Source organism: Streptomyces sp. NPDC107454 (assembly GCF_055582885.1).
Window position 1 is genome coordinate 20411 of sequence record NZ_JBVJPA010000002.1, and the last position, 18920, is coordinate 39330.

13 protein-coding genes and 4 pseudogenes are annotated in these 18920 nt (G+C 69.8%); 4 read left to right on the forward strand and 13 right to left on the reverse strand.

Annotated features, from left to right (window positions below; translation table 11 throughout):
* Window positions 1-23: 23 nt before the first annotated feature.
* On the reverse strand, window positions 24-833 hold the full coding sequence (locus tag ACZ69M_RS04200; protein ID WP_470046446.1) for an IclR family transcriptional regulator domain-containing protein: 810 nt from the start codon (window positions 831-833) through the stop codon (window positions 24-26).
* A gap of 230 nt (window positions 834-1063) precedes the next feature.
* Here ACZ69M_RS04200 and ACZ69M_RS04205 point away from each other — a divergent pair, with 230 nt between their 5' ends.
* The gene (locus ACZ69M_RS04205) at window positions 1064-1630 is read left to right on the forward strand and encodes a VOC family protein (RefSeq protein ID WP_470046448.1); all 567 of its coding nucleotides are present in this window, start codon (window positions 1064-1066) and stop codon (window positions 1628-1630) included.
* A 662-nt stretch (window positions 1631-2292) separates the two neighbouring features.
* Here the strand turns inward: ACZ69M_RS04205 and ACZ69M_RS04210 are convergent.
* Both ACZ69M_RS04210 and ACZ69M_RS04215 read right to left on the reverse strand, forming a co-directional pair.
* Window positions 2293-2640, reverse strand: coding sequence for an ATP-binding protein (locus ACZ69M_RS04210; protein WP_470046450.1), 348 nt, complete (start codon window positions 2638-2640; stop codon window positions 2293-2295).
* A 183-nt stretch (window positions 2641-2823) separates the two neighbouring features.
* Window positions 2824-4263 (reverse strand): MFS transporter, encoded by a 1440-nt coding sequence (locus tag ACZ69M_RS04215; protein WP_470046451.1) that lies wholly within the window; start codon window positions 4261-4263, stop codon window positions 2824-2826.
* Between the two features lie 239 nt (window positions 4264-4502).
* Here ACZ69M_RS04215 and ACZ69M_RS04220 point away from each other — a divergent pair, with 239 nt between their 5' ends.
* Window positions 4503-5531, forward strand: coding sequence for a sigma-70 family RNA polymerase sigma factor (locus tag ACZ69M_RS04220; protein ID WP_470046452.1), 1029 nt, complete (start codon window positions 4503-4505; stop codon window positions 5529-5531).
* A gap of 465 nt (window positions 5532-5996) precedes the next feature.
* Here ACZ69M_RS04220 and ACZ69M_RS04225 read toward each other — a convergent pair whose 3' ends face one another.
* On the reverse strand, window positions 5997-7115 hold the full coding sequence (locus tag ACZ69M_RS04225; protein ID WP_470046453.1) for a fatty acid desaturase family protein: 1119 nt from the start codon (window positions 7113-7115) through the stop codon (window positions 5997-5999).
* A 7-nt stretch (window positions 7116-7122) separates the two neighbouring features.
* Window positions 7123-8178: a ferredoxin reductase gene (locus tag ACZ69M_RS04230; RefSeq protein ID WP_470046454.1), complete on the reverse strand. Its 1056-nt coding sequence runs from the start codon at window positions 8176-8178 to the stop codon at window positions 7123-7125.
* Between the two features lie 87 nt (window positions 8179-8265).
* Between ACZ69M_RS04230 and ACZ69M_RS04235 the strand changes: the two genes are divergently transcribed.
* Window positions 8266-9405, forward strand: a complete 1140-nt coding sequence (locus ACZ69M_RS04235; protein WP_470046455.1) for a PucR-like N-terminal domain-containing protein — start codon at window positions 8266-8268, stop codon at window positions 9403-9405.
* 89 nt (window positions 9406-9494) lie between these two features.
* Here ACZ69M_RS04235 and ACZ69M_RS04240 read toward each other — a convergent pair whose 3' ends face one another.
* Window positions 9495-10367 carry a universal stress protein gene (locus tag ACZ69M_RS04240; RefSeq protein ID WP_470046456.1) on the reverse strand — a complete coding sequence of 291 codons (873 nt, stop codon included), beginning with the start codon at window positions 10365-10367 and terminating at the stop codon, window positions 9495-9497.
* 111 nt (window positions 10368-10478) lie between these two features.
* Window positions 10479-10700, reverse strand: a pseudogene (locus ACZ69M_RS04245) (substrate-binding domain-containing protein); the annotation flags it as partial.
* On the opposite strand from ACZ69M_RS04245, the pseudogene ACZ69M_RS04250 reads away from it, so the two are divergent.
* A pseudogene (locus ACZ69M_RS04250) lies at window positions 10694-10900 on the forward strand (coagulation factor 5/8 type domain-containing protein); the annotation flags it as partial. The pseudogenes ACZ69M_RS04245 and ACZ69M_RS04250 overlap by 7 nt on opposite strands.
* Here the strand turns inward: ACZ69M_RS04250 and ACZ69M_RS04255 are convergent.
* The 6 genes and pseudogenes from ACZ69M_RS04255 to ACZ69M_RS04280 form a co-directional block, all read right to left on the reverse strand.
* A pseudogene (locus ACZ69M_RS04255) lies at window positions 10899-11123 on the reverse strand (coagulation factor 5/8 type domain-containing protein); the annotation flags it as partial. The pseudogenes ACZ69M_RS04250 and ACZ69M_RS04255 overlap by 2 nt on opposite strands.
* Before the next feature lie 196 nt (window positions 11124-11319).
* Window positions 11320-12570, reverse strand: a pseudogene (locus ACZ69M_RS04260) (SGNH/GDSL hydrolase family protein).
* Window positions 12567-14984, reverse strand: a complete 2418-nt coding sequence (locus ACZ69M_RS04265) for a glycosyl hydrolase family 95 catalytic domain-containing protein (protein WP_470046457.1) — start codon at window positions 14982-14984, stop codon at window positions 12567-12569. Before ACZ69M_RS04265 ends, ACZ69M_RS04260 begins: the two are co-directional and overlap by 4 nt.
* Before the next feature lie 209 nt (window positions 14985-15193).
* Window positions 15194-17011, reverse strand: coding sequence for an alpha-galactosidase D (locus ACZ69M_RS04270; RefSeq protein ID WP_470046458.1), 1818 nt, complete (start codon window positions 17009-17011; stop codon window positions 15194-15196).
* A gap of 36 nt (window positions 17012-17047) precedes the next feature.
* On the reverse strand, window positions 17048-17974 hold the full coding sequence (locus ACZ69M_RS04275; RefSeq protein WP_470046459.1) for a carbohydrate ABC transporter permease: 927 nt from the start codon (window positions 17972-17974) through the stop codon (window positions 17048-17050).
* Entirely contained in the window at window positions 17971-18909 is a 939-nt protein-coding gene (locus ACZ69M_RS04280; RefSeq protein WP_352052306.1) for a carbohydrate ABC transporter permease, read from the reverse strand. Before ACZ69M_RS04280 ends, ACZ69M_RS04275 begins: the two co-directional genes overlap by 4 nt.
* Window positions 18910-18920: the final 11 nt, after the last annotated feature.

An 18920-nucleotide genomic window follows, 5' to 3' on the forward strand; every position in this document is an offset into this window, starting at 1 on the left:
AGCGCAGGGTCCCAACGGGGGGATCAGGGCCGGGGGCCTGCCACAGCGTGCGGGACGGAGGCCAACCGGGCGAAGTCGCAGCCGATCTCGCCCGCCGCGTGCAGCAGGAGCGGCAGGTGGTCGTCCAGCAGCGTCCGCACCGAGGTCTCGGCGGCATGGGCGTTGACGTTGATGGCCGCGATCACCCGTCCCTCACCGTCTCGCAACGGCACCGCGACCGAGCGGATGCCCAGCGCCAGGTCCTCGTCGGCCAGCGCCCAGCCGCGGGCCCGTACCTCACGCAGGACCCCGTCCCGCTCCTCCGGACCGGGCTGCCACAGGGGAGTGAGCCCGGACCGAGTCGGCTCGGCCAACACCTTCTCCAGCCGCTCCGGCTCCAGCGCCGCCAGCAGCACTTTGCCCAGCGAGGTCTGCAGTGCCGGGAAACGGGTACCGATCTGCACCGCGAGCGTCACGATCTTCGGCACCGCCACCCGAGCGACGTACACGATGTCACTGCCGTCGAGCTGCGCGATCGAGCAGGATTCGCGCGTCCTTGCCACCAACTGCTCCATGTGCGGCCTGGCGACGTCCCACAGCCCCAGCGAGCGGACGTACGCCGTACCGAGGTCGAGCACGCGAGGGGTCAGCGTGAACCCCTTGTCCGAGGTGCGGACGTAGCCGAGCTCCTCGAGCGTCAACAGGATCCGGCGCGCCGTCGGCCGGGCCAGACCGGTCGCCGCCGCCACCTCCGACAGCGACATCACCGGCCGTTGCGGGGCGAAGGCCACGATCACGTCCAGCCCTCGGGCCAGCGCCTCGATGAAATCCGGTCCGGTACCCGTGCGCGGCATACGCTGCGCCTCCCAAGTCGCTCGACTGCAGGTCGCCCCAGGTTACTGCCGCTCGTCCGCAGCCCGGACCGCCTTCCGCCCAGCGGTCGCCTTCCCGCACTCGACGCGTGCAACAACCTTGACGCCGAGGGCTGCAAGCAAGAAGGTATCGAAGAGTGCCCGCACAGCGGACATGTGTCCGATGATTTCCCACCGTCTCCGAGCCATGGAAACTCAAAGGAGAGTCGACAATGACCCAGGCTTCCACCGCGCCCCCGTCCGGACCTGTTGCCGCGGCCCTGCCCTCGCGGCTGCACCACAACGCCTACGTCACTCCCGACCAGGAGGCCACCCGAGCCTTCTACGAGGACCTCATCGGCCTGCCTCTCGTCGCGACCTGGAAGGAGTCCGACGAGCTCTTCGGCGCGGTGCGCACGTACTGCCATACCTTCTACGGCCTGGGCGACGGCAGCGCACTCGCGTTCTTTCAGTTCGCCGATCCCGAGGACCAGAAGCAGTTCGGCCCCCTGATGCCGCACTCGCCGTTCCAGCACATCGCGCTCAAGGTCACCGAAGCGGTGCAGACCGCGATCGCCGAACGGCTCGACAAGGCCGACTGGCGGCCCGACGACACCTACGTACTGGAACACGGCTACTGCCGCTCCCTCTACACCACCGACCCCAACGGCCTGCTTCTCGAATTCACCCTGGACGCGCCGGGCATCGAGGACAGCGACGCGGAACGCCGCGCCACCGCCCACGCTGAACTGGCCTCCTGGCTCGCGGGCGACCACGTCAGCAACAACACCTACCGCTGACCGGCATCCTGCTCGATGACCAAAAGTCGATCACTCGGGAAGGTACGCCCTTTGCGCCCAACCCGAGGCCGATCCACAGGTCATGAGCATTGCTCCCGAACACCTCGTAGAGCTCCTTGTAGTCCGCCGGCAGCGAGACACCCAGTTCTCCCTCGACCGCCGCCCAGTCGACGGAGATCCCGAGCGGTATCGCTCACCCCCTCGTCGCTCAAGTCAAGATCGGCAGCTACCGCACTCAGCCGACCTTGGCGGGTTCCTCAGCCCGGGTTCGGGTGGTGGTTGACGGTCCTTCGCTGTGAACGATGTGCTGCCGCAGCTGAATGAGCTGCTGTTCTCCAGGCCAGCGCCACGGCTGCCGATCCGGCCGAATCTCAACACAGCGTCCTCGTCGGCCATCCACCGGTCGGACTCCGCCTGGGTCACGAAGATCGGTTGGCCGCCGGCCGCCCTGCGAACGGGCTCAGTAGGCGTAGATCGACGTCGTCTTGATTCGCCTGTATGCGCCCCACGTCGTGCACAGGGTGGTGCTGGACTTGTTGTACTAGGTGCGTAGCCCTCCAGTGGGTAGTGGTACCCCGCTGCGGAACGCAGGTACACGCACAGCGGGCCGCACGACCCTGACGGCCCGGATCGCGGTCTGTCGAAACTTCTGACAGGCGCTGTCATGTTGTTGGGCGCGTGGGTGTCTGACGGTGCGTCGGGGCGTGGTTGGGCCCGGTTCGGGGCCTGTGCTCAGATCGTGGTGGCCAGGCCGACGCGCCGGTGATCTGTTCCCAGATCGCGAAGCGAATGGTCATCCCGGCTCGGAGGGCAAGGCCGAGGCCAGTGCCGGGGGTGGTGCGGCTGGCCTCAGCGCGGGTGAAGCGGTCGAAGGTGCGCGGGAGAAAGTCGGCCGGGAAGCCGGGTCCCTCCTCGGTCACGGACAGGCGCAGGCGCCCGCCGGTGACCCGCGCGCGCAGCCGGAAGATCAGTACGATACGGCGACGAGCGTGAAGGGTGCCGGCGACCACGCCGCCGCGGGTAGCTGCATGACAGTCCGCAGGACACCCCATTACCGAAGACCAAGAAGGCCTGCCCAGGGCCTGCCCCGGTTCGCCAGGACCGGCGGCCGGCCGCGCAGGACCTCGGACAGTTCGAAGGGGCTCGACCGAGCCTCTTCGGCATCTGTTGAACCGCCTCCTTGTGGCCGCCGGTTACGAGATGTCCATCCGGTCTGCCTCGGCCGGTGCTCCCGTCGGGGCGCGCAGAACCGGTCGCCGCGACGGCGGAAGCAAGGTGCCCGCCAGCGTTGCGGCGACGCCGAGGCCGGCGGCCACCGCCATTGCCGCTCCGAAGCCGTCACTGAAGACAGCGGCCGAGGTGTAGCCACCGGTGGCGGCGAAGACCGCGGCGGTGATCGCGACGCCGAAGGCTCCGCCGAGCTGTCGCATCGTGCTGTAGGCGCCGGAGGCCTTGCCGATGTCGGCGGGCGTGCTGGTGCTGACCACCGCTTTGGTGACGGCGGGGATCGCCAGGGCGAAGCCGATGCCCGCGAGGCTCAGCGGGACGACCTGCGGCGCGTAGGAGAGGTGCGGGGCGGCGATGAGGGCGATCCAGGCCGTGCCGATGGTCTGCAGGGCAAGGCCGCCGACGACGAGGGAGCGTTCGCCCCAGCGGTCGGCGAGTGCTCCGGTGCGTGAGGCGAGCAGGACCACGAAGGTGCCCCACGGGAGCAGCCGCAGACCGGCGCCCAACGGGCCCTGACCCAGGGCGACTTGCTGATACTGGGCGATGAAGAACACCGAGGCGGACATCGAGCCGCTGAGCAGGAACATCACTGCGTTGCCCGCCGAGAACGCCCGGGAGCGGAACAGCCGCAGCGGCAGCATCGGCGTACGGGCCCGGGACTGCCACACCAGGAAGACAGCGACCAGGACCGCTCCCCCGGCCAGCGCGCCCGTCACCTCCGCACTGCCCCAGCCCGCCGCATCCACCCGGACCAGGCCCCAGACGAGTCCGAACGCGGCCAGGGTGAAGAGCAGCAGGCCCGGGAAGTCCACCGCCGTGCCCTGGCCAAAGCCCTCCTTGATCCGGGCGAGTACGGAGGGGATCGGGGCCAGGCCGACCGGCACGTTCAGCCAGAAGATCCACTGCCAGGCCAGTCCCTCGGTGATCACGCCGCCCAGGACCGGGCCGAGCAGCACAGCGAGGCCGGTGACGCTGCCGTAGATGCCGAGCGCCCAGCCGCGCCGCTCGGGCGGGAACGCGGCGTTCAGCAGGGCCAGGGCGAGCGGCATGACGGTCGCCGCGCCGATGCCCTGGACGGCGCGCGCCGCGATCAGGGTCCCAGTACTGGGGGCCAGCGCGCATGCGGCCGACGCCACGGAGAACAGGGTGAGCCCGGCGACGAACAGCCGCCTGCGGCCGAAGCGGTCGCCGAGCGACGACGCGGTCATCAGCAGGGCCGCGAAACTGAGGGTGTACGCGTTGATCGTCCACTCCAGGTCCTCGATCGACGCGTGCAGGTCGCGCTGGATCGCGGTCAGCGCCGTGGCCACCACCAGCAGGTCGAGGACGACCATGAACGAACCCACCGACGCCAGCGCGAGCGTCCACCGCTGCGCCGCCGTGACGGACTTCTCGTTGCTCTTCACTGGTGCTCCCGTCGCCATGTGTCTGCAGTCGTGCTGTCGGTGGTGGAGACACGGGGCGGTCCGGAAACTGGGCGGCGAACGGTCGCGGACTCTGCGATCGGCTGCGGATTTTGCGGACGGTCGGGACTCGGCGACCAGTTTCGGCCGCCGTGGGTGTCATAACTGTCGACGGACCCGAACTACCCCAACCGACGAACCGGAGCCTGGGAGGCGACGTAATGCCGAGCGAGGAGACGCCGATGCCGATGTCGACACGCACGCTGGAGCGGGCGCGGGCGGGCGACGGGCAGGCGTTCCGTGAGCTCACCGAGCCCTACCGACGCGAGCTGCAGGTGCACTGCTACCGCATCCTCGGCTCGGTGCAGGACGCGGAGGACCTTCTGCAGGAAACCCTGCTCGCGGCCTGGCGCGGACTCGACGGGTTCGAGGAGCGGTCGTCGCTGCGCTCCTGGCTGTACCGGATCGCGACCAACCGCTGCCTGAACGCACTGCGGGACGGCAGCCGCCGACCCGGCGAGGGCTGGGCGTACCGCTTGGAGGTTCCGTTGCCCGAACCCACCCGCCGCGGCGACCCCAGCTGGCTTGAGCCCTATCCGGACGTGCTGCTCGCCGGGCTGCCGGACGCCGCGCCCGGACCGGAGGCCCATTACGAGACCAAGGAGGCGGTCTCCCTGGCGTTCCTCGTCGCGCTGCAGCACCTGCCGCCCCGGCAGCGGGCGGTGCTGGTCCTACGGGACGTGCTCGGTTTCCGCGCGGCCGAGGTCGCCGGAATGCTCGACACCAGCGTCGACTCGGTCACCAGCGCGCTGAAACGCGCCCGCGCCACGCTCGCGACCCGGCTGCCCGCGGACGCCCACGCCGAGGCGGAGCTGCCGTACTCACCCCGCGAACGCAAGCTCGTTGACGACCTCTCCCTCGCCTTCGAACGCGCCGACGTCGACGCGATCCTCGCCCTGCTCACCGACGACGCGTGGCTGACGATGCCGCCGCTGCCGTACGAGTACCAGGGACTGGAGGCCATCGGTCACTTCCTCAGGACGGTCGCGCTGCGCGACGGCCGCCGTTTCCGGCTGGTACCCACGCACGCCAACGGCCAGCCCGCCTACGGCGTTTACCTCGTCGATCCGAGGACGCCGATCGCGCACGCCCACGGTCTGCTCGTCCTCACCCTGTCCGGCCAACGCGTCTCGGCGCTGACCCGCTTCGTCGACAACAGCCTGCTCCCCCGCTTCGGTCTTCCCCGCTCGCTACGCGCCACCGGCGCCTAGTGCTGGTGTGCCGCTCGCGTGGCAGTGCGAGATGTGCGTGGGCCGGGCAGAGGCTGGGCAGCCCCGCGGCGCGCACCGGGTCACCGTCACCGTCCCGACCACCGTGGCCAACTCGCACTGGTGGCACCTCTCCAGGCGCCTGCGCCCGCGGCCGAGCCGGGGCCGGCCGGGCGCATCCAGCACTGACAGTGCCCGTTCTTCCTGCTCAGCGCGCAGGTCGAGATGGTCCTGCAGCAGGAGGCGGGCCACCTCCCGGCCGCCGGCCGGCCATCTCCTCCACCTCCTGGTGCGGCAGCCGGAGCGCATCGGGATGGGAGAAGCCGGCGAGCCGCAAGACCGTGCTCGACCGCTGCCCGGATCCCGTGTCGTACGGTCTGATGTCGCGGCCGCCCACCGTCCGCGACGGATCTCACCGAACCCGGCGGTGCCGCCGGTACGGCCGAAGATCTGAACCAGTACCGGGAATCAGGCCGCGACGAGCTCCTGCTCGCGGTCCGGCGTCTTGACCTTGGGCTTCTTGTTCGGCAGCGAGAGCCGGAAGACCTTGCGCCACGCGGAGAACACCTGCTTGGGCAGCGGCCCGGTGACGTACTCCAGCTCGTACTTTTCGAACAGCGCGCGCACCTTCACCGCGACCTCGGCGTACCGGTTGCTCGGCAGGTCCGGGAACAGGTGGTGCTCGATCTGGTGCGACAGGTTGCCGGTCATGAAGTGCATGGCCCTGCTGCCGCTGATGTTCGCCGAGCCCATCATCTGGCGCAGGTACCACTGGCCGCGCGTCTCGCCCTTGATCGACCGGCGCTCGAAGACCTGCACGCCCTCGGGGAAGTGCCCGCACATGATCACCGAGTGGGACCAGATGTTGCGGACCAGGTTCGCGGTGAACGTGGCGGCGAGCGTGGTGAGGAACGACGGGCCCGACAGCAACGGGTGGATCACGTAGTCCTTGAGCACCTGCTTGCGGATCTTGCGGCCCACGGCCTTGGCCCGCGCGCGGAACTCCGGGTTCTTGCGGCGGCGCTTGTGCAGGTTCTTGCCGAGCTCCAGGTCGTACGCGGCGATGCCGTACTCGAAGAAGCAGGCGTTGAGGAAGTTCCACAGCGGCTGGCCGAGGTGGAAGGGGTGCCACTTCTGGTCCTCGTCGACGCGCATGATGCCGTAGCCGAGGTCGTTGTCCTTGCCGATCACGTTGGTGTACGTGTGGTGCAGCTCGTTGTGCGAGTGCTTCCACTGGTCGGCCGGCGAGACGTGGTCCCACTCCCAGGTGGTGGAGTGGATCTTCGGGTCCCGCATCCAGTCCCACTGGCCGTGCAGGATGTTGTGGCCGATCTCCATGTTGTCCATGATCTTCGCCACGGACAGACCGGCGGTGCCGATCAGCCACGCGGGCGGGAAGATCGAGAACAACAGCACGCCCCTGCTGACCAGTTCGAGCTTGCGCTGCGCCGAGATGACCTTGCGGATGTAGGCGGCGTCCTTCTCACCACGGCTGGCGATCACCTCGTCGCGGATCGCGTCCAGTTCGCGGCCGAGCTCCTCGATCTGCTCCGCGGTCAGGTGGGCGGTGGGGTCGATGGCGGTCAAGGTGCTCCTACCGTTCGATGTCACAGGGGCCCGCGGCGGCGGACACGCAGGTCTGGATGAGGACGCCCGGCTCGGCCTCGGTGATCTCGCCGGTGCGCAGGTCGCGGACGGCGCCCGCCTTGAGCGGCGAGACGCAGCCGAAGCAGATGCCCATGCGGCACCCGGAGGGCATGAGCACGCCGGCCTCCTCGCCGATGTCCAGCAACGGCGTGCCGCCGTCCGCGTCGACGGTCCTGCCGGTGGCACTGAAGGTGACCTCGCCGCCGTCACCGGCGACGACGATGCTGGGGCGGAAGCGCTCGGTGTGCAGGCGCTCTGGCACGCCGTGCTCGGTCCAGTGCTTTTCGGCGGCGTCGAGCAGGCCCGCGGGCCCGCAGGCCCAGGTCTCGCGCTCGGCCCAGTCGGGCACGAGTTCGTCGAGACGGGCGATGTCGAGCATGCCGTCCGTGTCGGTGTGCACCTCGGTCAGCCGCAGCTTCTTGTCCGCGACCAGGTCGTGCAGTTCGTCGCGGAAGATCACGTCGCGCGGCTGTGGCGCGGAGTGGACCATGACGACGTCGTCGAACCCGGTGTCGCGCAGCATGCCCATCACGGGCGTGATGCCGCTGCCGGCCGTCAGGTAGAGCACCTTGGCGGGCTTGGCCCGCGGCAGCACGAAGTCACCGGTCGGCTGGTCGAGATGGATCAGCGTGCCCGGTTTCGCCCTGCGGACCAGGTGGTTGCTGACCTTGCCGTCCGGGATCGCCTTCACGGTGATCGTGAGGCGGCCGTCCTGGCGGTCCGTCGGCGAGGTGATGGAGTAGGCACGCCACAGGCGCACCCCCTCTACGTCGACCCCGATCCGCACGTACTGACCGGCCGTGTGGCCGCGCCAGCCCCGTCCCGGCCTGATCACGACGGTCGCGGCGTCACCCGTCTCGGGGTGCACGGCCTCGATGCGGCCACGCAGGTCAGCGCCCGCGCGCAGCGGGCTGACCAGGTCGAGGTAGTCCGACGGCAGCAGCGGCGTCGTGACCATCTCCAGCAGTTTCCACGCCCTGCTGCGGAGGGCTGCACTCGTCATGACTCCAGCTTGCTGTGCCTCAGGGCGTAAAGTCCTGACCGCAGGACGTAAATCTGGTCGGCTGAATTGTTCGCAGGGAACAGAAACGTGAGTCATGCAATCCGGAGGGCCAGCGAACTGGCCCTCGATGAGACGACGGTCACCGCACTTCGGGCCGCGGTGAAGACCACCGCCGACGAGGTCGTCCAGGCGATCATCGACGAGGTCCCTCCCTACGCCAACGCCCTTTCGGGCCGCATGGGCGGCACCATCCGCCGAGCCGTCCGCACCGCCCTGGGGCACTACCTGGACCTCGCGAGCGGAAACGCCACAGGCGGCGACGCCGGTGACGCAGCCTACGAGCTGGGCCGCGGCGAGGTCCGCGACGGCCGTTCGATGGACGCCCTGCTCAGCGCCTACCGCGTCGGCGCCCGGGTGGCCTGGCGATGCCTGGCAGCGGGTGCCGTACCCGCAGGTCTGCCCGCCGCCGAGGTCGCCAAGTTCGCCGAGCTGACCTTCGCCTACATCGACGAGCTCTCCGCCGCGAGCGCCGCGGGCCACGCCGACGAACTGGCCGCCCGGGGCAGGGCCCACGAGCGCCACCTGGAACACCTGGCCCGCGACCTCCTCGCCGACGCGAGCCCGGACGTGCTGCTGGCCTCTGTTCAACGGGCCGGGTGGCACCCTCCGGTTTCACTGACCGCGGTCCTGCTGCCCGCGGCCCAGGCCCGGCCTGCCTACCGCACGCTCGACCCGGGCACCCTCGTCCTCGACGATCTGCCGGACGCCACCGGTGTGCTGCTCGTCCCCGATGCCGACCGATCGCATCTCTTGCGGCAGCTGACCGACCGCACCGCCGTGGTCGGCCCGGCCCGGCCATGGACTCGTGCGTCCGCCTCGTACGCACGAGCCGCACGCGCGCGCTCCCTCTCCTCCGATATTCGCGACACCGAGGACCACCTGCCCGAGCTGGTGCTGAGCGCCGACGCGGAGGCGTTCGCAGACCTGCGTGCCCGAGCCCTCGCACCGTTGCGGACCTTGCCTGTCGCCACCGCACGGCGGCTGGAGGAGACGTTGCGGGCGTGGCTGCTGCACCAGGGCAGGCGGGACGAGGCGGCGGCGGCGTTGTTCGTCCATCCCCAGACAGTCCGGTACCGGATGTCGCAGCTGCGGGAGCTGTTTCCGGATCTCGCATCGCCACACCGGGTCCTCGAACTGACGCTGGCGGTCGGTCTTCGGGTCAGCTGACGCGGGGCCCTCCACCTTGATCGTGGACAGACTTGAACGCTCCCGAGGGCCCCGCCCGTGCCGGCGCGGGGTCAGCCCGTACCCCCGGGTCAGGAGTGCGGAACCACCGCCACCGGGCATGGCGCGTGATGCATCACCGCGTGGGTGACCGAACCGATCCGTGCCCCTACCGCCGAGTGGTGTGCGCGGCGACCGACGACCATCAGCTGGGCCCGGTCGGCCAGCGCCAGCAGGACCTGCCCGGCGCTGCCCATCTCGACGTGCGGGGTGACGGGCACGTCGGGGAAGCGCTCCCGCCACGGCTGGAGCGCCTCGGTGAGCGCCTTCTTCTCGTAAGGCTCCAGGCCCCCGGCCTCGTCCAGCAGCTTCAGCGAGCCGGGGCTGTAGGCGAACACCGGCGGCAGGCTCCACGCCCGTACGGCGCGCACCCCGGCACCGCGCGCCGCCGCCGTCTCGAAGGCGAACCGAAGGCCGGCCGCGCTGTCGTCCGGACCGCCCTGCTGGCCCACGACGATCTCCCGGCCGCCCGCTTCGGACGCGGCGCGGTCACCGGCCCGCACCAGGACGACCGGGCACGGGGCCTCGGCGATCACCTGCTGGCCGACGGAACCGAGCAGGAAGCCGACGATCGTGCCGTGTCCCCGGGATCCGAGGACCAGGGTCCGGGCCGCCGCGGCCTCGGCCAGCAGCGAGTCGACGGCGCCGCCGTCCAGTACCTCGGTCGTCACCGGCAGGTCCGGGTGCCGGTCGGTGACGGTGCGGGCCGCGTCCTCGGCCATGTCCCGTGCCCAGCGCGCCTGCTCGTCCCGGTCCGCGCCGCCGAGCAGTTCGTGGTGGGACCACTGCCAGGCGTACACCGCGCGCAGGGGCAGCCCGCGGCGGACGGCTTCCCTGCCCGCCCAGGCCAGCGCGGCCCGGCTCTCGGGGGATCCGTCCACGCCCACGGTGATCCTGTCGGTCATACGCCCGCCTCTCCGTCGCCGGCCCGCCCGCGCTGCCGGCCCCTCGATCCTGCTGACCGGTCCAGTGTCCGCCACCGCCACCGCCGCGTCGTGCAGGGCCCGGGGTGCCGCCTACGCCGACTCGCGCACCACGAGCTCCGGATCGAAGATCACCGAGGTGGGCTCGGTGCGCGCGCCCCGGAGGTGCTCGTCGAGGAGCCGGGCCATCACCGAGGCCATCTCCTCGACGGGCTGGCGCACGGTGGTCAGCGGCGGACGGCAGGCCGTCGCCGCGCCGGAGTCGTCGAAGCCGATGACGGCGACGTCGTCGGGCACCCGCCTGCCCCGGTCTCGACCTCGCCCCCACCGGCTACGGCTGGGCCGGCGGCGGCTACCTCGCCGACAGCCGTATCGACGGTTCGGTCGGACCGTACTCGCAGCAGCAGTGGTACACCCGCGACAGTTCGGTGGGCGGCTGGACCAACGCCGTCTGGAACATGGTCTTCTCCGGTGTCCAGGGCGCACCCGCGCAGTCCTTCCCGAACCCGCCCTGGTGGTGGCCTTGCCCGCGCCGGCGCCGCCGATCCAGACGAAGACGTCCTGGACCGTGGTCGGGTTGGCGGAGTGGCTCGCTGAAGCCCCCGTGGGGCCCACCTCGAGGAGCGTCGAGGAGTTCACGGGACCGGCGTCGATGAGGAATCCCGCGAGCCGCACCCCGTCGACGTCGCCCGTCCTGAGCGCGGTCACACCGTTGTCCGGGATCAGGGTGGCGTAACCGGGCGTACGACGCGCCGAACCAGGCCGCCATCCAGAACGGAAGCGTCAAGGGGTACGCGGCCTACGAGGTCGCCGACTCCGTGACCACGCACGAGGGATGGGGCCTGGGCAGCTACTGCTACTACCGTCTCGCTGGGCGGCCAGGGTCAGTACGAGCACGTCTCGTACCCCTGACCGCCCCGCGCGGAGCCCGGGATCAGCAGGACGTCAGGCTCCCGAGGTCCACGGCGTCGGCCATCGCCTGCATCCCCTTGTCGTTGGGGTGCAGGTGATCGCCGCCGTCGAAGAACGGCAGGATCAGCCGCGGGTCGTAGGGATTGCGCGTGATCCTGTCGAAATCCGTCACGGCGTCGAGCGCCCCGCTGTTCCTGATCCAGTCGTTGACGCCCTGGCGCACGGCCTCGGAGGCGGCGTCGTACTCGTACCAGCCCTTGAACGGCATGACGGTCGCGCCGACGACACATTTGCCCGCCGCGTGCGCCAGGTCGATGATCTGCCGATACCCGGCGATCATGTCGTCCACCGTGACACCGGTATGGGCCTTGATGTCGTTGATGCCTTCGAACAGGAAGACCGTGCGGACCCCGGGCTGGGAGAGGACGTCACGCTGGAGTCTGTTCAGGGCGGCCTGCCCGGCGCCGTCCGCGAGCACCTTGTTGCCGGAGATCCCCTCGTTCGCCACTCCCTTCACGGTGAGCCCGGACGCGGCCTGGAGCCGCCGGGACAGATAGTCGGGTCAGCGGCGGTTCTGGTCGGTGGTCGAGGCCCATCCGTCGGTGATGGAGTCGCCGAGGGTCACCACCGAGCCGACCTCGGCGGACGTCTGCACGTCGACGGCGTCCAGCCAGTACCAGGAGCCCATCGGATCGGTCCAGTTGGCCGCGCCTTCTTCGGCCGCGTGGTCGCCCGCGGTCGCGTAGTTGGTCTGCATGGCCATGCCGTGGCCGGTCGTCGGTCCCTGGGCGCCGGTCACGTACAGGCTGATGACCAGGTCGCTCTGGGCGGCCAGTGTTCCGGGCAGCGGATCGCTGAGCACGGTCTCGCCGGCCGGGACGGTGACGGACGCGGCCCCGCCGAAGGACAGCCGCCGGTTGGAGCCGTGGACCAGCTCCGCGCCTTGTTTCCGCAGCCCGGCGTACGCGCTCGCGAAGGTCACCGGGTGCTCGCCGAAGGCGTTGGACAGCCGGATCCGCATGTTCGTGCCGCCGACGCTGGTGCGCACGATCAGTCGGTAGCTGCGGTCGGCCGGTCCCGCCCCCTGCCGGTCGGCGCTGGCGCCCCAGGTGACCACGGAGTGCTTCGCGCGCGCCTCGGCGGCGGGCGTCACCGGCGCGCCCGACGAGGCTCCCGGCTGCGCCGCCGCCGAGGCGGTCAGGGGTCCGCAGACCGCGAGGAGCAGCGCCGATACGACGCCCACGGCGCGGCGTCGGAACCGGGCGCCGCTCACCGCAGGCCCCGCAGGGTGAGGGACTCACCGGGCTTGAGGCTGACCTTGCGCGAGGCGCCGCCCGAGACGACGGTCGTCTCGCGGCCCCCGACGCTCTTCAGCGTGGCCCGGGTCACCTTTCCATTCTTCCAGCTGAGGTCGGCGACGAAGCCGCCGCGGACACCCACGCCGGACACCGAGCCGGATGCCGCCCAGGCGGCGGGCAGGGCGGGCAGCAGCTCGATGTGTCCGGGCCGCGAGTAGACCAGCATCTCGATGATCGCGGAGGGGGTGCCGAAGTTCGCGTCGATCTGGAAGATGCCGCGGCCTTCCCCCATGTCCATGATGTCGAAGAGGTTCGGCGCCGTGCCGTTGCCACCGCTCACCGACGGCTTCAGGTTGTTGACGACGAGCTGGTAGGCGTTCTCCGCGTTCTTCAGCCGGGCCCAGCACAGGCTGCGCCAGGCGTTGGACCAGCCGTAGCTGTTCATGCCACGAGCGGTCAGGAGGGCCGTCGCGCCGGCGAGGATGTCCTTCGGCGTGGAGTCGTCCGGGCGGATCCGGTCGCCGGGGAAGAGACCGATGAGCGGGGAGAGATGACGGTGTGTGGTCTCGCCGAGGTTGTCGGGCGACATCCACTCCTCCAGCCAGCCGGTCTTGGGGCTGACCACGGGCAGGTACAGGCGCTCACGCAGGCCGTCGACGGTCTTGCGGTAGGCGGCGTCCTTGGCGAGTACCTCGGTCGCGGTGCGGTAGTTACCGAAGAGGTTCCACACCAGTTCCTGGGCGTACGTGATGCCCTTGGCGTCGAGCGGACCCTGTTCGGGCGACCAGTCGCTGTCGGCGATGAGCACCTCCCGCTCGGCCCCCGACGCGTCGGTGACGGTCGTGGTGATGAGGCGGGTCTCCCAGAACTGCACGGCGCCCTTGAGGAGGGGGTAGATCTTCTTGAGGTGGGCGCGGTCCTGTGTGTACTCGTAGTGCTCGAACAGGCTCTGGCAGATCCAGGCGTTGCCGGCCGGGTGCCACCACCAGCCGCCCCCGCCATAGGGGTTGGTGGAGATCGCCACGGTCCAGCCGGCGATCTTTCCGCTGGAGTTGCGGTACCGGTTGGCGGAGTCGTTGAACAGCCGCTGGGTGACGTCCGTCCAGTCGGGCAGCTGCGCGAGGCAGTAGTCGGTGAAGGCGTCGAAGCCGTCGGACAGACCCGCCCGGTCGGCCATCCAGTAGTTCATCTGGACGTTGATGTCGGTGTGGTAGTCGCCCATCCAGTCCGGGTCGTTGCCGTCCAGCCAGGGGCCCTGGAGGCCCATCGGCAGGCTGCCCCGGGATCCGGAGATCATGAGGTAGCGGCCGAACTGCAGGTAGGCCGCCTCGAGTTCCGGGTCGGGGACATCGTCCCGGTGGCGGGCCTGAAGCCGCTCCCAGGTGTCCAGTTCGCGCTGCGCCGCGGAGGACGTACCAAGGTTGATGTCCAGCTGTCCGAACACGGCCCGGAAGTCGGCGACATGTGTGTGCAGCAGGGTGCTCGCCGGGTGACCTGCCGCGTTCAGGACCTTGGTTCTGGCGAGGCGCTCCGGGGCCAGGGACGGATCGCGGAACTTCGCCGCCGCGTCGGGCGCGTAGTCGGTACCACCGCTGACGACGACGGTGAGGTCCTTGCAGCCGCTGAACGCGATCGACGTACCGTCGACGCGGACCCGGCCCGTGCCGCTGTACGCGGTGACGGCGGCACCGTACTTCAGGCCGTTGGCCAAGGAGGCGCCGAACGAGGCGTAGCGGCCCGCGCTGTTGGCGGTGGTGGACTCGCCGTGGGTGCCCGCGAGGGAGACGGTACCGGTGTAGGAGCCGCCGCCCTGCTGGGAGAAGTACAGGACGATGGCGTCGTCGGGGCGGCTGGCGAAGATCTGCCGCCGGTAGGTGACGCCGGAGATGTCGTACGAGGTGCTGATCAGGCCCTGGGCCAGGTCGAGGGTGCGCCGGTAGTTGTTGACGTTGCCCAGGTCGTGGCCGGGGAGGGCGACGGTGAGTTCGGCCAGCATGGTCAGGGAGCCGAAGTCGTCCCGGCCGTACGGGAACTGACCGTCGCTCTGCAGCTTGTCGTTGAGGCCTCCGGTCCACAGGGTGGCGTCGGTGATCATCAGGAGTTCGCCGGCGGGGTCGTTGCTCGCGAGCGCGCCGAGGCGCCCGTTCCCGACCGGCAGCCCCTGCTCGATCATCGACCTGGCGGAGCCGGGAGCCGACCACCACAGCTGGTTCTTCGCGGCGTCGGCCGCGGACAGCATGGGCGACGCGGTGGGGCGCAGGGGGGCCGCCGAGGCGGTGAAGGCGGGCAGACCACCGAGTGCGGTGGCCGCGCCGGCCGCGGCGGCGAGGGCGAGGAAGCCTCTGCGGCTGGGGGTGTTGTCGCGTGATGCGCTGTGCTGAACGTCCACGGTGTTGCACTCCATATCCGGGAGCTGCTCATGCGGGAACGACGGCTGCGGACCGTCGGCGTGCTGCAGGTCCCCGCGGGGCCCGGGTCGTGTCACCGGGCCCCGCGGGAAGCGGGTCGGACGGACTGCTGAGCTGAGAACCGGCCGCTGAACCGAGAACCGGCCGCTGGACCGGGAACCGAGTACGGAACTCAGACCGCCTACGGAACTCAGACCGACTGCGGGACGACGATCCTGTCGATGTCGGGTGCGTATCCGCTGCCGCTGTCGAAGGTGATCGTGTTGGAGCCCGCCTTCAGCGCCAGTTGGACGCTGACCGTCTCGGCCGTGCTCCAGTCGCCCGTGGAGGGGAACTTCTCACTGGTGCCGTTGCCGCTGTTGGAGAAGACGGTCACCGAGCGGGGGTCGCCGCTGACGTAGGCGACCTGGACGGTGTAGATGCCGTCCTTCTTCACCGTGACGTTGTTGAACCGCAGCTTGCCGCCGGTGTAGAGGTTGCCGACCTTCTTGCCGCCGGAGCAGGCGTCGCAGCCGGCGACCGAGGCGTTGCCCGACAGGGTGTTGGCGTCGGACTCGGCCTCGTAGCTCGTGGTGGCCGGCGTGCCGCCGCCGGGCTTGACGGTGAACAGCCGCGAGCCGTGGGCGGGCAGCGCCTCGGTGATCTTGTTCTTGTAGGTCCCGAGGTTCGCCTTGTTCCACAGGTCGCGCACGGAGGCGTTTCCGGTGAATCCGAGCGAGGCCCACTGGGCGGTGACGGAGGCCGGCGAGTCGGCGAGGTTGAACAGGGCGACGGTGTAGCTGCCGTCGGCGTTCTTGGTGCCCCAGACCTGCTGGTCGCCGACAGGGGTGACCGGACGCGCCACGGGCGAATCGTTCTGGTCGACGGCGATGACTTCCTTGTTGGTCAGCAGGGAGACCCCGTAGCTGTCCAGCTTGGTGAGGTCGTCGCCGGTGAACAGCGGCGACTTGTTGATGGCCCACAGGGTCATGTAGCTCTGCCGCTCGGCCTTGGTGAGGCCGTCCATCTCGCCGTTGCCGACGTCGATGGCGTCCAGGTCGTTCCAGCCGCCCGGGCCCGCCTTACGGCTCCACGCGGGGGCGTCGTCCCACCGGTCGTTGACCGAGTTCTCCCAGGTGACGAGGGTGTTGCAGTAGCACTCGACGTCGGTGTCGATGCGCCAGCCGTTGGAGTACTTCTTCCAGTCGGCGGCGTGGCCGATGTCGAGCGACCAGGAGAGTTCGAGGTGGATCGGGCGCCCGGCGGTGGCGATGGCCTTCTGCCAGGCGGCGACGTCGGGCACGTTGTCGTAGTTGTCACCCGACTTGAAGGAGCCCGGGCCGACGCCGTCCAGCTTGAGGAAGTCGTAGCCCCAGTCGGCGAACTGCTGCGCCTGCGAGTCGATGTACTTCTGCGCGCAGGGCTTGTCGAAGTCGATCTTGTAGGCGTTGTCCCAGCCGTTGGTGGTGCGCAGGTCCGGGTAGACGATGTCGGCAGTGGTGCAGCCGGCGGCGTTCCAGATCGGCGTACCGCCGTCGCCGTACGCGCCCTTCTCCAGGCCGACGGGCAGGTAGATGCCGGCCTTGAGGCCCTTGGAGTGGATGTGGTCGGCGACCGACTTCATGCCGTGGGGGAAGCGGACCGGGTCGGGCGTCTGGCGGCCGTACTGGTCGAAGCCCGTCTTCCAGGTCTTGTCCATCCACCAGCCGGCGTCGATGTTGACATGGTCGTAGCCGTAGTTCTTCAGCTTGGCGGCGAGGGCGTCCGTCTGATTCAGGACGTTCGCCTCGGTGAGGTAGCTGTAGTCGCCGTCCGGGTTGAGGCCCGGGTACTTCGACGACTGCATGCTCCAACTCGACCAGCCCATGTACGGCTTGGCGGCGACGGGGGTGGTGGCGGTGCTCTCGCGCGGCTCCGGGGTCTTGGCCTGTGCGGCCGGGACGGTCGTCGCGAGTCCTGCCGTGAGGGCGAACACCACCACGGCTCTCAGGGTGCGTGCGGGCAGGACGGAATACGAGGATGACCGCATGGGTCGTGCCTCCTGTGGGGTCAGGGTTGGGGCGGCTCAGCCCTTGCCCGAGCCGATGGTGAGTCCGCTGATGAACTGGCGCTGGAGCGCGAAGTACACCAGGAGAGTGGGGATCGCCGTCATCAGGGCACCGGCCGCGATGAGGTTGGGATTGGTGAAGTACGCACCCTGGAGGTTGGCCAGGGCGGAGGTGATCGGGCGCTTGTCGCCGCTCTCGATCAGCGCGAGCGGCCAGAAGAAGTCGTTGTAGATCCAGATCGATTCGAGGGTCGCGAGGGCCGCGAACGCGGGGCGGCACAGCGGCAGGATGATCTGGAAGAACTGGCGCCAGACGGGCGCGCCGTCCACGAGCGCCGCCTCGGAGATCTCCTTCGGGATCGTCTTCATGTAGTTGCTGAGGACGAAGGTGCAGAACCCCGACTGGTAGGCGATGTGGATCGCGATGATGCCCCAGGCCGAGTTGTAGAGGAGGAGGGAGTCGCTCATCCACGGCGGCAGCGGGATGAGGAGGTAGAGGCGGTACAGGGGGGTGATGAGGACCTGTGCCGGGAGCAGGTTGCCCGCGGTGAACAGCATCAGCAGGACGATGTTCCAGCGGAAGTCGAAGCGGGAGACGAAGAAGGCGACCGCGGCCGAGAACAGCAGGGTGCACAGGACGGACGGCACCGTGATGAGGACGGAGTTCCAGAAGAAGTGCGGCATCCCGGACTGGTTCCAGGCGTCGCTGAAGTTGCCGAGGCCGATGCTGTGGGGCCAGGAGAGATAGCCGTGCTTCGCGGTGTCCGAGTAGGGCCGCAGCGAGGTGTACATGGCCCACAGCAGCGGGACGAGCCACAGCAGGGCGATGCCGCCCAGCATCAGATGGCGGCCGGTCTGGCGCCGCGGCCCGGTGGGGGTCTTCGGCGTCTGCTGCGCGCGCCGGGTCCGCGGTCGGGAGGCCGGGCGCGGCACGGTCGTGGTCACTGGTCCTCCTTGCGGAAGTTCTGGACGAGGAAGGTCCCGATGGCGGCAAGGGAGACCACGAGCAGGACGACCGCGAGGGCGGACCCGTAACCGATGTGACTGGACTCGCCGATGATGTTGTCGGTGATGAGGAGGGACAGGAGTTCCATGCCCGGCTTGCTTCCGACGCCGCCGCCGAGGACGTAGACGACGTCGAAGGACCGCAGGGACTCCATGACCGTGATGACCAGGATGATGACGTTGACCGGCTTCAGGGCCGGGAAGACCACCCGCAGGAAGGTCTGGCGTCCGTTGGCGCCGTCGAGCGCGGCGGCCTCCTTGAGTGCCGGGTCGAAGCCCTTCAGGCCGGCCAGGTAGAGGATCATGATGTATCCGGTGTGCCGCCAGCTGGAGGCGACCAGGACGGCCCACAGGTTGAGGTCGGGGTTGCCCAGCCAGTCGATGTGGTGGCTGGATCCGGCCGCGCTCAGGATGCCGTTGAGGAGCCCGGTGTCGGGGTTGTAGATGATCTCCCAGATGAAGCCGACGACGGCGAGGGAGAGCACCATCGGCAGGAAGATGGCGGTCTGGTAGACCCTCGTGAAGCGGATCTTCCGGTCGAGCTGGTAGGCGAGGAAGATGCCGAACGGGGTCGGCAGCAGGGCCGTGAACAGCAGCCAGATCACGTTGTGCCGCACCGCGGGCCAGAACGGCGGGTAGTTGGTGAAGATCTCCTTGTAGTTGTCCAGGCCGATCCAGTGGATGTCGGCCAGGTCGATGCCGTCCCAGGTGGTGAAGGACAGCCCCAGGGAGGCCAGTGCGGGCAGCCAGACGAAGAAGAGCAGGGCCGCCAGCGGGATGCCGATGATGACGGTGAGGAAGATCCGGTCGCCGGTGCCGAGGCGGCGCGGGCGGGCGCCCCGCGGGGCGGGGGGCGTGGTGGGCGCGGAGGACACGGTGCGTAAGA